The sequence below is a fragment of the Streptomyces sp. NPDC005533 genome (genome assembly GCF_042871845.1).
Taxonomy (GTDB): Bacteria; Actinomycetota; Actinomycetes; order Streptomycetales; family Streptomycetaceae; genus Streptomyces.
This window is the reverse complement of the sequence record NZ_JBIAJH010000003.1, coordinates 80,641-94,644: the sequence shown is the minus strand read 5'-3', so window position 1 is coordinate 94,644 and position 14,004 is coordinate 80,641. Positions and strand designations below refer to the sequence as shown.

The window sequence follows — 14,004 nt, the reverse complement described above, 5'->3', positions numbered from 1 at the left end:
CGGCCGGCTCAGAGCGCCTTGCCGACCAGCAGGTCCTCGCCCGCCACGTCGACCCGTACGGTGTCGCCGTCGCGGACCTCGCCCGAGAGGATCTCCTTGGCCAGCCGGTCGCCGATGGCCGTCTGGATCAGGCGGCGCAGCGGCCGGGCGCCGTACGCCGGGTCGTTGCCCTTGTCCGCCAGCCAGGCCAGCGCCTCGGGCGTGACGTCCAGGGTGAGGCGCCGGTCGGCCAGGCGCTTGGCCAGGCGGCCGATCTGGAGCTCGGCGATGTGCGCGAGCTCGTCGCCGGACAGGGCGGAGAAGACCACCAGGTCGTCGAGGCGGTTCAGGAACTCCGGCTTGAAGGAGCTCCGGACCACGTCCAGGACCTGCTGCTTCTTCTGTTCCGCGGGGGTGGCCGGGTCCATCAGGAACTGGCTGCCCAGGTTCGAGGTCAGGATCAGGATGGTGTTGCGGAAGTCGACGGTCCGTCCCTGGCCGTCCGTGAGGCGGCCGTCGTCCAGGACCTGGAGCAGGATGTCGAAGACCTCGGGGTGGGCCTTCTCCACCTCGTCCAGGAGCACCACGCTGTACGGGCGGCGGCGGACGGCCTCCGTCAGCTGGCCGCCCTCCTCGTAGCCGACGTAGCCGGGCGGGGCGCCGACGAGGCGGGCCACGCTGTGCTTCTCGCCGTACTCCGACATGTCGATGCGGATCATGGCCCGCTCGTCGTCGAAGAGGAAGTCCGCGAGGGCCTTGGCCAGCTCCGTCTTGCCCACGCCCGTCGGGCCGAGGAAGAGGAAGGAGCCGGTGGGGCGGTCGGGGTCGGCGATGCCCGCGCGGGTGCGGCGCACGGCGTCCGAGACGGCCCGTACGGCCTCGGCCTGGCCGATCAGGCGGCGGCCGAGCTCGTCCTCCATGCGCAGGAGCTTCTGGGTCTCGCCCTCCAGCAGGCGGCCGGCCGGGATGCCCGTCCAGGCGCCCACCACGTCCGCGATGTCGTCCGGGCCGACCTCGTCCTTGACCATCGTCCCCTTGGACGCCTCGGCCTCGGCCTCGGTGGCCTCCGCCAGCTCGCGCTCCAGGGTCGGGATCTCCCCGTAGAGCAGCTTGGAGGCGGTGTCGAAGTCGCCGTCGCGCTGGGCGCGCTCGGCCTGGCCGCGCAGGTCGTCCAGACGCTCCTTGAGCTCGCCGACGCGGTTGAGGGACTGCTTCTCCTTCTCCCAGCGGGCGGTCAGGCCGCGCAGGTCCTCCTCCTTGTCGGCGAGGTCCTTGCGGATCTTCTCCAGGCGCTCCACCGAGGCCGGGTCGGACTCGTTCCTCAGCGCCAACTCCTCCATCCGCAGGCGGTCGACGGAGCGCTGGAGCTCGTCGATCTCCAGCGGCGAGGAGTCGATCTCCATGCGCAGCCGGGACGCGGCCTCGTCGACGAGGTCGATGGCCTTGTCGGGCAGGAAGCGGGAGGTGATGTACCGGTCGGAGAGGGTCGCGGCGGCCACCAGCGCGCTGTCGTTGATGACGACCTTGTGGTGGGCCTCGTAGCGGCCCTTGAGTCCGCGCAGGATGGCGATGGTGTCCTCGACGGACGGCTCGGCGACCAGCACCTGCTGGAAGCGGCGCTCCAGCGCCGGGTCCTTCTCGATGCGCTCGCGGTACTCGTCGAGGGTGGTCGCGCCGACCATGCGCAGTTCGCCGCGGGCCAGCATGGGCTTGAGCATGTTGCCGGCGTCCATGGCGGAGTCGCCGCCGGCGCCCGCGCCGACGACCGTGTGCAGTTCGTCGATGAAGGTGATGATCTGCCCGTCGCTGGACTTGATCTCGGCCAGCACGGTCTTCAGCCGCTCCTCGAACTCGCCGCGGTACTTGGCGCCCGCGACCATCGCGCCGAGGTCCAGGGAGACCAGGCGCTTGTTCTTCAGGGACTCGGGGACGTCGCCCTTGACGATGCGCTGGGCCAGGCCCTCGACGACGGCCGTCTTGCCGACGCCGGGCTCGCCGATGAGCACCGGGTTGTTCTTCGTGCGGCGCGAGAGCACCTGCACGACGCGGCGGATCTCGTGGTCACGGCCGATGACCGGGTCGAGCTTGCCCTCGCGCGCGGCCGCCGTGAAGTCGGTGCCGAACTTCTCCAGGGCCTTGTACTGACCCTCGGGGTCGGGGGTGGTCACCCGCCGTCCTCCTCGTGCGTTCTCGAAGGCGGCCAGCAGCTTCTTCGCGCTCGCGCCCTGGGTGGAAAGGACCTCGCCCGCCGCGCCGCCCTTGGCGGCGATGGCGATGAGCAGGTGTTCGGTGGAGAGGTACTCGTCGCCGAGCCGGCCGGCCTGGGCGTCGGCCTCGGCGAGTACGGCGAGCAGGTCGCGGGTGGGCTGCGGGGGCGCGACGGTGGAGCCGGTGACGCTGGGCAGGGCGGCCAGCAGCCGCTCCGCGCCGGCCCGTACCTCGGCCTGGTCGGCGTCGGCGGCGGCGAGCAGGTCGGTGACGTTCTCGTTGTCCTCGCCGGCGAGCAGGGCCAGCAGCAGGTGCGCGGGGGTCAGATCGGCATGACCGTCCTTGACGGCCCTGCTCGTGGCCGCGTTCAGGGCGTCCCGGCTCTTGTTGGTCAGCTCGGCGTCCACTGCGTCTTCTCCTCTCCGGAGGGATCAGAACTCAGGCATGAACTCTGACAGAGTCAACGTATGCAAAGTTGAGTCTATTGCACTCAAGGCAGCGCGGGACACCCCCGGCCCGTACCCTTCGGCGCATGTCCCATGACGTACTCAACCCGACGCCCGAGTACCTCGCCTTCTGGCGGGAGCGGCACGTCTGCACCCTGACCACCCCGCGTCCCGACGGCACTCCGCACGTGGTGCCGGTGGGCGTGACGTACGACCCGGAGGCCGGGCTGGCGCGGGTGATCAGCAACAAGCACAGCAAGAAGGTGCGCAACGTCCTCGCGGCGCAGGCGCCGGCGGGCGGCGGGGCCCGGGTCGCGGTCTGCCAGATGGAGGGGCGCCGCTGGGCCACCCTCGAAGGGCGCGCGGTGGTCCGTACGGACGAGGCGTCGGTCGCCGACGCCGTGGCGCGCTACGCGGTGCGGTACGGCCGCACGCCGTCGCCCAATCCCGACCGCGTGGTCATCGAGATCACCCTGGACCGGGCCATGGGGCGCGCGTGAGCCGTTGATCCTTCATCTTGTCCGGTTCAGGCACTGGACGCGGGCATCACAACGGCGCCATCGTGGTCAGGTCCACGATGGCGCCGTTGTGTGGGGGTAGCGCCTGAGCGATCTGCAACGACGGGGGAATCGCTTCAGGCACTGCGGGGGGTGGCGGTGGTGATATCGGGTTCGAAGAGCTGGTGGTCGCGCTGATCGAGATTGACGAAGACCATTCCGTAGCGCACCTCGCAGCGGACGGGCTGCGGCGCGCCCCGCGGGCGGCGCAGGCACCGGTAGGCACGTACGTCCTCGTCCTCCTCGCGCACGACGACGATCGGTTGGCCGAACAGGGTGACCATCAACGAGTCGCCGGGGTGGGGGATGGCCGTGGCGAGATCGATGAACTGCCAGCCCGAGCGGTAGGCGGACGCCATCTCGCGGCGGAAGCCGCGGTCGTCGGGGGTCACGCGGACACCGTCACAGGAGCCTCGGTCCAACCCGTATCCCCGCCGTTACCGCCCAGCTGTCCGCTGGTCCAGCCGGTGTCCGCGTACTTGCCCGCGGGCGCCGTGGTCCAGCCGGTGTCGAACTCCGTGCTCGTCAGGCTGGTGCCCTGACCGCCCCTAGCGCTCCCCGCGTCACTTTCGACGGCGCTGACTGCCCCAAAAACCGCAACGGCGGAGAAACCTATGGCAAGCACCGAGCGAAGCATTCTCTTGAACATGGTCGGCTTCGTCCTCACTTGATGGAATCCTCTCCCCCGCGTGTCAGACGATGGCTCATTCAGGCACGTCAATGCCACAGGGACGATGCATCATGTTCTTGCATGTTCAGGACCCTGGGGGGTGGAGATTTGACGCGAAACGAGACAATGGCGACACATCCCCACCCCGTCACGTCCATGTGCGCCGAGGGAACGCGGCTCTACGCGACTGCGCTGAGTACCGGCCGGATCGCCCGGGGCGAGATCCAGAACGCCCCCTGCCTGCTTGAATTCGCCCTTCTGCAGCCCGACCCGGATGACGCCAACCAGCTGCGCCCGGTTCCCCCGTCGGTCGCTTTGGCTCAACGGCTCCATCCGATTGAACGCGAGATCCAGGACCGCCGGCGCAGCGCTGTAGATCTCACCGACACTTTCGAGCCTTTCCTGGCCATCAGCGCGCAGAGCCCGGCCAACACCCACGCCATCACCGTGCTGGAGGGCTTCGAGCGGATCAACGCCGCCCTCAACCTCGCGACGGCCGAATGCCACACCGAAGTGCTGACGGTACAGCCGGGCGGGGCCCGCCCCTCCGAGGCCCTGACCCAGGCCCTGGAGCGCGACCAGCCGCTGATCGACCGCGGGGTCAGCATACGGACCCTCTACCAGCACACCGCCCGGCACAGCCAGGGCACGCTCGCCTACGTGGACCGCATCTCCACGGGCAAGGTGGAGATCCGCACGCTCGAAGAGCTGATAGAGCGGCTCATCATCTTCGACCGCACCGTCGCCTTCATCCCGGTGAGCGACGACCGCCGGGTCGCCCTGGAGCTGCGCCACCCGGGCCTCGTCGACTACCTCATCAAGGTGTTCGAGCAGCTGTGGCACCGTGCCGTGCCCCTGCAGGAGGAGGTGACCTACCGGAGCACCCCCGGCGGGATCACCGGCGTGCAGCGGACCATCGCCCAGCTCCTCATCGAGGGGCACGTCGACGAGGCCATCGCCCGCCGCCTCGGCATGAACGTGCGCACCTGCCGGGCCCACATCGCCAAGCTCGCCACGACCCTCGGCAGCGGCAGCCGCGCCCAGCTCGGCTACCTCATCGCGCAGTCGGGCATCCTGGGCCGGCCGTCGGCCCCTGACCGCGACTGCGACGAGGAGCTGGGCCAGGACCCCGACGAGGTCCGGGAAGGCCTCTAGAAAGCCGTCAGGCCCCGCCCTGGAGGGGCGGAGCCTGAAGGTGCGGAACGGAAGGGGGCCGGGTCAGTCCATCGGGCGCTTGGGGCTCGGCCGCCAGACGACCAGGGCACTGCCCGGCTGCGGGGGCTGGTACTTGACCAGGTCGCGCCGGTACGAGGCGTGCACCTGGGCCTCGCGGGCCTGCAGCGTGGCCGCCGCGCCGTCGACCGCCGCGGAGAGTTCGGCCACGCGCTGCTGGAGCGCGGCGACCTGGTTCTCCAGTTCGATGATCCGCTTGATGCCGGCCAGGTTGATGCCCTCGTCCTGGGACAGCGCCTGCACCGTGCGGAGCAGTTCGATGTCACGGGCCGAGTAGCGCCGGCCGCGGCCGGCCGTACGGTCCGGGGAGACCAGGCCGAGACGGTCGTACTGACGCAGCGTCTGCGGGTGCAGACCCGAGAGCTGGGCGGCCACCGAGATCACGTAGACCGGGGTCTCGTCGGTGAGCTGGTAGCCCCCGCCCAGGCGGGAGGACTGTCGTCGGCGGCCGTCCATGGTCATGCTCCCTTCGCGGACTCGAACAGCGCGGAGCGCGGGTCCTCGGACCCGGTCGCCTCGCGGTACATCTCCAGCGCCTCGCGGGCCTTGTCCGACAGCTCGGTCGGAACCGCGACCTCCACCGTCACCAGCAGGTCGCCCCGGGTGCCGTCCTTGCGGACCGCCCCCTTGCCGCGGGCCCGCATGGTCCGTCCGTTGGGGGTGCCCGGCGGCAGCTTCAGCGTCACCGAGGGGCCGTTCAAGGTCGGGACCTTGACGTCGGCGCCCAGCGCCGCCTCCGTGAACGTCACCGGCACGGTCACCGTCAGGTTGTCGTCCTTGCGGCCGAACACCGGGTGCGCGTCGACGTGCACGACCACGTAGAGGTCACCGGCGGGGCCGCCGCGCTCGCCCGGCGCGCCCTTGCCGCGCAGCCGGATCCGCTGGCCGTTGGAGACGCCCGCCGGGATCCGGACCTGCATGGTGCGCGAGGAACGGGCCCGGCCGCTGCCCTTGCAGACGTCGCAGGGGGTCTCCGCGATCAGGCCGCGGCCCTTGCAGTCCGCGCAGGGGTCGGTCAGCGAGAAACCGCCGCCGCTGCCCCGCGAGACCTGGCCGGTGCCGACGCAGGTCGGGCACACGCGGGGCGTGCCGTTCTTGTCGCCGGTGCCCGAACAGGCCTTGCAAGGCGCCTGCGAGGACATCCGGAGCGGGACCGTGGCCCCGTCCACCGCCTCCGTGAAGGAGAGGGTGACCTCCGACTCGATGTCCTGGCCGCGGCGCGGCTGGGTGCGGGTGCCCGCACCCGGGCCGGCGCCGCGGTTGAAGAGGCCGCCGAAGACGTCGCCCAGGCCACCGCCGAAACCGCCGGCCTGGCCGCCCGGCTGCTGACCGCCGAAGAGGTCGCCGAGGTCGAAGTTGAACGAACCGCCGCCCCCGCCCGGCCCGGGGCGGAAGCCACCGTTGCCGAACAGGGCGCGCGCCTCGTCGTACTCCTTGCGCTTCTTCGCGTCACCGAGGATGTCGTTCGCCTCGGAGATCTCCTTGAAGCGCTCCTCGGCCGAGGCGTCGCCCTTGTTGGCGTCCGGGTGGAACTCGCGGGCGAGCTTCCGGTACGCCTTCTTGATCTCGGCCTCGGTGGCGTCCTTCGGGACACCGAGGACCTTGTAGTAGTCCTTCTCGACGAAGTCCTTCGTGCTCATCCCCGGTGTCCCTCCTCTCGTGCCGCCACGTGTACTGCGTCAGCCCTTGTCGGCTGCATCCGCGTCCTCGCCGGACGGCTTGTCGCCCTCGGCGGACTCGGACTTGGGGGCCGCCCCCGGCTGGGGCTCGGCCACCGCGACCCGTGCGGGACGGATCGTACGCTCGCCGATCCGGTACCCCGGCTGCAGGATCGCCACGCAGGTCGTCTCGGTGACGTCCGGCGCGTACGAGTGCATCAGGGCCTCGTGGATCGTCGGGTCGAAGGGCTCGCCCTCCTTGCCGAACTGCTGCAGCCCCATCTTGGCGGCCACCGTCTCCAGCGACTCCGCCACCGACTTGAAGCCGCCGACCAGCTCGCCGTGCTCCCGCGCCCGGCCGATGTCGTCCAGGGTCGGGAGGAGCTCCGTCAGGAGGGACGCGACCGCGATCTCCTTGACGGTGATCCGGTCCCGCTCCACCCGGCGGCGGTAGTTCTGGTACTCCGCCTGCAGCCGCTGGAGGTCCGCGGTGCGCTCGGAGAGCGCCGTACGGGCCTGGTCCAGCTGCGCGAGCAGCGCGATGTCCTGTGCTGCGTCCCCGGCCGGGGCCGCCACCTCCTCCTTGGCGGAGTCGGCGGCCTGCGGCTCGTCGGGCGTGCCGTCGGCGGGGACTTCGGGCTTCTCGTCAAAACCCGGGGTCTCCTCCGACATCAGGCAGCGCCACCCTTCGGCTTCTCGTCGTCGACGATCTCGGCGTCGACGACGTCGTCGTCGGCCTTGGCCTGCTGGGCGCCCTCGGCGCCGGCGGCGCCCTGAGCGGCCTGGGCGTCGGCGTAGATGGCCTGGCCGAGCTTCTGGCTGACCGCGGCGAGCTTCTCGGTCGCGGTGCGGATCTCGGCCGTGTCCTCGCCCTTGAGGCTCTCCTTCAGCTCGGAGACGGCCGCCTCGACCTCGGTCTTGACGTCGGCCGGGACCTTGTCCTCGTTGTCCTTGACGAACTTCTCCGTCTGGTAGACGAGCTGCTCGCCCTGGTTGCGGGACTCGGCCGCCTCCTTGCGACGGAGGTCCTCGTCCGCGTACTGCTCCGCCTCCTGGCGCATGCGGTCGACCTCGTCCTTGCCGAGCGAAGAGCCGCCGGTGACGGTCATCTTCTGCTCCTTGCCCGTGCCGAGGTCCTTGGCCGTGACGTGCATGATGCCGTTCGCGTCGATGTCGAAGGAGACCTCGATCTGCGGGACGCCACGCGGGGCCGGCGGCAGGCCGGTCAGCTCGAACATGCCGAGCTTCTTGTTGTACGCCGCGATCTCGCGCTCGCCCTGGTAGACCTGGATCTGCACGGACGGCTGGTTGTCCTCGGCCGTCGTGAAGATCTCGGACCGCTTGGTCGGGATCGTGGTGTTGCGCTCGATGAGCTTGGTCATGATGCCGCCCTTGGTCTCGATGCCGAGGGACAGCGGGGTCACGTCGAGGAGCAGGACGTCCTTGACCTCACCCTTGAGCACACCGGCCTGGAGGGTGGCGCCGATGGCGACGACCTCGTCCGGGTTGACGCCCTTGTTGGCGTCCTGACCGCCGGTGAGCTCCTTGACGAGCTCGGCGACGGCCGGCATGCGGGTGGAGCCGCCGACCAGGACCACGTGGTCGATCTCGGACAGCTGGATGCCGGCGTCCTTGATGACGTTGTGGAACGGGGTCTTGCAGCGGTCGAGCAGGTCCGCGGTCAGCTGCTGGAACTGGGCGCGCGTGAGCTTCTCGTCCAGGTGCAGCGGGCCCTCGGCGGAAGCCGTGATGTAGGGCAGGTTGATCGTGGTCTCCGTGGAGGAGGACAGCTCGATCTTCGCCTTCTCGGCGGCCTCGCGCAGGCGCTGGAGCGCCATCTTGTCCTTGGAGAGGTCCACGCCGTGGCCGTTGGCGAACTGCTTCACCAGGTAGTCGACGACGCGCTGGTCCCAGTCGTCACCACCGAGGTGGTTGTCACCGTTGGTGGCCTTCACCTCGACGACGCCGTCGCCGATCTCCAGGAGCGACACGTCGAAGGTGCCGCCACCGAGGTCGAAGACGAGAATGGTCTGGTCGTCCTTGTCGAGGCCGTAGGCCAGGGCGGCGGCGGTCGGCTCGTTGACGATGCGCAGGACGTTCAGACCCGCGATCTCACCGGCCTCCTTCGTCGCCTGACGCTCGGAGTCGTTGAAGTAGGCCGGGACGGTGATGACCGCGTCCGTGACCTTCTCACCCAGGTACGCCTCGGCGTCGCGCTTCAGCTTCTGCAGGATGAAGGCGCTCATCTGCTGCGGGTTGAAGTCCTTGCCATCCAGGTTGATCTTCCAGTCAGTGCCCATGTGGCGCTTGACGGAGCGGATGGTCCGGTCCACGTTCGTGACCGCCTGGCGCTTGGCCACCTCGCCGACGAGGACCTCGCCGTTCTTGGCGAAGGCGACGACGGACGGCGTGGTCCTGGCGCCCTCGGCGTTGGTGATGACGGTGGGCTCGCCGCCTTCCAGAACGCTGACGACGGAGTTAGTGGTGCCCAGGTCGATGCCGACCGCACGTGCCATTTCGATTCCTCCAGCTGACTTGAGTGGAACAGACTCAACCATGCCGCATCGCTGCGCCGGCGTCAACAGACCTGAGTCGAGTCGACTCAACCTTTAGGCCCCGCTTACGCGCAACCACGCCCGGCCCCGCGGGCGTTCGAGGCGCGCGGGTCGGGGCGAAGCCCCGGGGCGGCGGGGAGCGGCCGAACGGGTCACCCGTGGCCGCGCGCCGCCGAACGGGTCACCGTGGCCGCGCGCCACCGCAAGACCGCCGGAGGCATGCGGCACCGTGCTGGCATGCCCCTGCTGTTGTCCCTCCCCGCCCTGCCGGGGCTCCGGCCGGCCCGTCCGCCGGCCAAACGGGTGGTGGACCTGCTGGGGGCGCTGCTCCTGCTCGCGGTGCTCGGCCTGCCGCTCACCGGCGCCACCGCACTGCTGTACGCGACCCACGGCCGCCGCCCCTTCGTGCGGGAGGCCGCGGTCGGCCTGGCCGGGAGGCCGTTCCGTACGTGGCGGCTGCGCACCCACGACACCGGCCGGCTCGGCGCCGCCCTGGACCGCTGCGCCCTCGACGCCCTCCCCCAGCTGCTCAACGTGCTCCGCGGCGAGATGTCGCTGGTCGGGCCGCGCCCGGAGACCCGTACGGACCGCCCCGACCGACTCCTCGTACGGCCCGGAATGACCGGATTGTGGCAGGTGAGCTCGCGCTCGGACCTCCCCTGGGAGGAGATGGCCCTGCTGGACCGGCATTATGTGGAGAACCACTGGCTCGGGATGGACCTCGCGATCCTTGCGCAGACCCCGCGGGCGGCCTGGAGACAAAGGCTCGCCTGAGCGACACAGATCACCGCACGCTCGGCTACATTGCGGCGTCGGGAATGGGTAACCTCAAGCCTTGACTTCATAAGTTACCGCTTAGTAAGTGCCGCCCGAGGAGCCCTCCCATGCAACTCGCCGCGATCATCGTGTCGCTGGTCCTGACCGTGGTCGGCGTCGCGCTGCTCGCCCGAGCCGTGGCGCAGATCTACCGTTTCGTGAAGATCGGTCAGCCCGTGCCGGCCGGCAGCCGCACGGACGACCCGAAGGCCCGATCCCTCACCCTCGTCCGGGAGTTCCTCGGCCACAGCCGGATGAACCGCTGGGGCATCGTCGGCTTCGCGCACTGGTTCGTCGCGATCGGCTTCCTGACGCTGCCGCCCACCCTCGCGCAGGCGTACGGCCAGCTCTTCCAGGCCGACTGGACGCTGCCGATCATCGGCGGCTTCCTGCCGTTCGAGATGTACATCGAGTTCATCGGCCTGATGACGGTCGTCGGCATCGTCATCCTGATGGCGATCCGGCTGCTCAGCCTGCCCTCGCGGGCCGGCCGCAAGTCCCGCTTCACCGGCTCGAAGGCCTGGCAGGCGTACTTCGTCGAGTACGTCATCCTCACCATCGGCCTCGCGATCCTGTGCCTGCGCGGTCTTGAGGGCGCGATCCACCACGTGGACTCGTACGAGCCGGCGTACTTCGTCTCGTACCCGCTGGTCCTGGCCTTCAAGGGGCTCTCGGCGAGCGCGCTGCAGAACGCCATCTACTTCACCGCGATGATCAAGATCGGCACCTCGCTGATCTGGATGATCGTCGTCTCGCTCAACACCAACATGGGTGTGGCCTGGCACCGCTTCCTCGGCTTCCCGAACATCTGGTTCAAGCGGAACGCGGACGGCGCGACCGCGCTCGGCGCCCTCCAGCCGATGACCAGCGGCGGCAAGGAGATCGACTTCGAGGACCCGGGCGAGGACGACGTCTTCGGCGTCTCGCAGGTCGAGCAGTTCTCCTGGAAGGGCATCCTCGACTTCTCCACGTGCACGGAGTGCGGTCGCTGCCAGTCGCAGTGCCCGGCCTGGAACACCGGCAAGCCGCTGTCCCCGAAGCTCCTGATCATGTCGCTGCGCGACCACGCGCACGCCAAGGCCCCGTACCTGCTCGCCGGCGGCGGCAAGGACATGGAGGGCAACGAGAAGGCCACGGCGGAGCAGCTGAAGGACGTCCCGGCCGCGGCCATCGCGGAGGCCGAGCGCCCGCTGATCGGCACCGTCGAGGAGAACGGCGTCATCGACCCGGACGTGCTGTGGTCCTGCACGACCTGCGGTGCGTGCGTGGAGCAGTGCCCGGTCGACATCGAGCACATCGACCACATCGTCGACATGCGCCGCTACCAGGTGATGATCGAGAGCGCGTTCCCGTCGGAGGCGGGCACGATGCTCAAGAACCTGGAGAAGAAGGGCAACCCCTGGGGCCTGGCGAAGAAGCAGCGCGTCGAGTGGACCAAGGAGGTGGACTTCGAGGTCCCGATCATCGGCAAGGACGCGGAGGACCTCTCCGAGTTCGACTACCTCTACTGGGTCGGCTGCGCCGGCGCCCTGGAGGACCGGGCCAAGAAGACCACGAAGGCCTTCGCGGAGCTGCTGAACATCGCGGGCGTCAAGTTCGCGATCATGGGCGGCGACGAGAAGTGCACCGGTGACTCGCCGCGCCGCCTGGGCAACGAGCCGCTGTTCCAGCAGCTGGGCCAGGAGAACGTGGCCATGCTGAACATGGCCTTCGGCGAGGACGACGACGATCCGGAGACGAAGAAGCCGAAGTCGGCGAAGCGGATCGTCTCGACCTGCCCGCACTGCTTCAACACCATCGCGAACGAGTACCCGCAGCTGGGCGGCGAGTACGAGGTCATCCACCACACGCAGCTGCTGCAGCACCTGATCGACGAGGGCCGGCTGACGCCGGTCACGCCGGTGGACGGCCTGATCACGTACCACGACCCGTGCTACCTGGGCCGGCACAACAAGGTCTACACGCCGCCGCGCGAGATCATGTCGGCCGTGCCCGGGCTGCGCCAGCAGGAGATGCACCGTCACAAGGAGCGGGGCTTCTGCTGTGGCGCCGGTGGCGCGCGGATGTGGATGGAGGAGCGGATCGGCAAGCGCATCAACAACGAGCGCGTCGACGAGGCCCTGTCCCTGAACCCCGACATCGTCTCCACCGCCTGCCCGTTCTGCCTGGTCATGCTCACCGACTCGGTGAACGGCAAGAAGAACGACGGCCAGGCGAAGGAACACGTCCAGGTCGTCGACGTGGCGCAGCTGCTCCTGGAGTCGGTCAAGGCACCCGGCCCCACGGAGGCCGAACTCGCGGCCGCGGAGGCGGAGGCGGAGGCGGAAGCCGAGGCGGCTGCGGCGGCTGCCGCGGCGGAAGCCGAGGCGGCTGCCAAGGCCGAGGCGGAGGCGAAGGCCAAGGCGGAGGCGGACGCTGCGGCTGCCGCGAAGGCGGAGGCCGAGGCGGAGGCGGAGCCCGAGGCGGAGGCGGAGCCCGAGGCTGAGGCGGGTGCCAAGGCTGAGGCGGCGCCGGAAGCGAAGGCCGCGCCGGAGGCGGAGCCCGAGGCCGAGGCAGACGCCGAGGCCGCGCCCGCAGCCGAGGACGGCGCGGCGGCCGAGGCCAAGCCCGAGACCGAGGCCAAGCCCGAGGACGCCAAGTAGCACCAGCCCGCACCACGCGGAACGGAACGGCCGGTCCCCCCAGGCGGGGGGACCGGCCGTTCCGGCGTTCCGGGCCCGATATGCACACATTCAGTCGGCGACGCAACGAAGAGCACCACACCATGACACGGTGACGTAAACCGGACACTCGTGAGGGCCCTCGGGGTACCCCTAGGGGTTGTCACAGGTCAGCCGCAAAGGGTGCGCGTTCCCGGCGACCGTCCACAGAGGCTCGCCGGACCAGGTACGTTCGATCACGTGGCTGGATTCAGGATCGGACGCGGCCGGGACAACAACCGCACTCCGCAACAACCCCCGCAGCAGCAGCAGTCGTACGGCCGGCAGCCATCACCGCCGCCGTACGGCCGGCAGCCGTACCCTCCCGCCGGAGGCCCACCTGCGCAGCAGCAGTGGCCGCAGCCGGGCGCCGGGGGCCACGGCGAGCCGGAGTACTTCGACCCGTACGGGCAGCAGCAGGAGCCGCCGTACCCGGCGGGCCAGCAGCCCCCGTACGGCCACGGAGGCCACAGCGGCGGTGGCGGTGGCGGCGGCTATTCGAACGACAACCCGGGGCACACCCAGGTCTTCGCGGTCGGTGAGGACCCGTACAGCCAGGGTGCGCCCTATCATGCGGGTGCGGCCGCGGCCGCTCCGTCCGGGCCGCGACTGCCCTGGAAGGAGCTCCTGCGCGGCATCGTGACGCGGCCGGGCCAGACCTTCCTGCAGATGCGCGACTACGCCGTCTGGGGTCCCGCCCTGACCGTGACCTTCCTCTACGGCCTCCTCGCGGTCTTCGGCCTCGACGACGCCCGCGAGGACGCGATCAACGCGACCCTGTCGAAGGCCGTCCCGATCGTCCTGTCCGCCGGCGTCGCCTTCGTCATCTGCGGTCTGATCCTGGGCGCGGTCACCCACACGCTCGCCCGCCAGATGGGCGGCGACGGCACGTGGCAGCCGACGGTCGGCCTGTCCATGCTGATCATGTCCATCACGGACGCGCCGCGCCTGCTGTTCGCGGTGTTCCTCGGCGGCGACAACATGGTCGTGCAGGTCCTGGGCTGGGCCACCTGGGTGGCGGCCGGAGCGCTCTTCACCTCGCTGATCAGCAAGTCGCACGACCTGCCGTGGCCGAAGGCGCTGGGCGCCTCCGCCATCCAGCTGATCGCCCTCCTGTCGATCATCAAACTGGGCACCATCTAGCCCTCCTGCCCTCCCACCGCACGCGAAAGGGCCCGCCGCG

11 protein-coding genes are annotated in these 14,004 nt (G+C 70.1%); 5 read left to right on the top strand and 6 right to left on the bottom strand.

Features of this window, described 5'->3' with window-relative positions:
- Positions 1-8 precede the first annotated feature (8 nt).
- Positions 9-2,594 (bottom strand): ATP-dependent chaperone ClpB, encoded by a 2,586-nt coding sequence (gene clpB / locus ACFYP3_RS04045; protein WP_388826357.1) that lies wholly within the window; start codon positions 2,592-2,594, stop codon positions 9-11.
- A gap of 125 nt (positions 2,595-2,719) precedes the next feature.
- Between clpB and ACFYP3_RS04040 the strand changes: the two genes are divergently transcribed.
- Positions 2,720-3,133, top strand: coding sequence for a pyridoxamine 5'-phosphate oxidase family protein (locus ACFYP3_RS04040; RefSeq protein WP_388826354.1), 414 nt, complete (start codon positions 2,720-2,722; stop codon positions 3,131-3,133).
- Between the two features lie 134 nt (positions 3,134-3,267).
- Here the strand turns inward: ACFYP3_RS04040 and ACFYP3_RS04035 are convergent, their stop codons facing one another.
- Positions 3,268-3,549, bottom strand: a complete 282-nt coding sequence (locus ACFYP3_RS04035) for a (2Fe-2S)-binding protein (protein ID WP_051762453.1) — start codon at positions 3,547-3,549, stop codon at positions 3,268-3,270.
- Positions 3,550-3,941: 392 nt separating this feature from the next.
- Here ACFYP3_RS04035 and ACFYP3_RS04030 point away from each other — a divergent pair, with 392 nt between their 5' ends.
- On the top strand, positions 3,942-5,015 hold the full coding sequence (locus tag ACFYP3_RS04030; RefSeq protein WP_388826351.1) for a helix-turn-helix transcriptional regulator: 1,074 nt from the start codon (positions 3,942-3,944) through the stop codon (positions 5,013-5,015).
- A 63-nt stretch (positions 5,016-5,078) separates the two neighbouring features.
- Here the strand turns inward: ACFYP3_RS04030 and ACFYP3_RS04025 are convergent, their stop codons facing one another.
- Genes ACFYP3_RS04025 through dnaK form a run of 4 tightly spaced genes read right to left on the bottom strand, consistent with a single transcriptional unit; the run spans position 5,079 to position 9,267 of the window.
- On the bottom strand, positions 5,079-5,549 hold the full coding sequence (locus ACFYP3_RS04025; protein WP_319725175.1) for a heat shock protein transcriptional repressor HspR: 471 nt from the start codon (positions 5,547-5,549) through the stop codon (positions 5,079-5,081).
- Positions 5,550-5,551: 2 nt separating this feature from the next.
- Complete coding sequence (dnaJ, locus tag ACFYP3_RS04020; RefSeq protein WP_388826348.1) at positions 5,552-6,733, bottom strand: molecular chaperone DnaJ; 1,182 nt, start codon at positions 6,731-6,733, stop codon at positions 5,552-5,554.
- A 39-nt stretch (positions 6,734-6,772) separates the two neighbouring features.
- Positions 6,773-7,423, bottom strand: a complete 651-nt coding sequence (gene grpE, locus ACFYP3_RS04015) for a nucleotide exchange factor GrpE (protein ID WP_388826345.1) — start codon at positions 7,421-7,423, stop codon at positions 6,773-6,775.
- On the bottom strand, positions 7,423-9,267 hold the full coding sequence (gene dnaK / locus ACFYP3_RS04010; protein WP_030709201.1) for a molecular chaperone DnaK: 1,845 nt from the start codon (positions 9,265-9,267) through the stop codon (positions 7,423-7,425). The genes grpE and dnaK overlap by 1 nt, the downstream gene beginning before the upstream one ends.
- Positions 9,268-9,543: 276 nt before the next feature.
- Between dnaK and ACFYP3_RS04005 the strand changes: the two genes are divergently transcribed.
- The 3 genes from ACFYP3_RS04005 (at position 9,544) to ACFYP3_RS03995 (ending at position 13,964) form a co-directional block, all read left to right on the top strand.
- Entirely contained in the window at positions 9,544-10,080 is a 537-nt protein-coding gene (locus ACFYP3_RS04005; RefSeq protein WP_388826342.1) for a sugar transferase, read from the top strand.
- Between the two features lie 110 nt (positions 10,081-10,190).
- Positions 10,191-12,764, top strand: a complete 2,574-nt coding sequence (locus ACFYP3_RS04000) for a (Fe-S)-binding protein (protein ID WP_388826339.1) — start codon at positions 10,191-10,193, stop codon at positions 12,762-12,764.
- A gap of 258 nt (positions 12,765-13,022) precedes the next feature.
- On the top strand, positions 13,023-13,964 hold the full coding sequence (locus tag ACFYP3_RS03995) for a Yip1 family protein (RefSeq protein WP_388826336.1): 942 nt from the start codon (positions 13,023-13,025) through the stop codon (positions 13,962-13,964).
- Positions 13,965-14,004 lie beyond the last annotated feature (40 nt).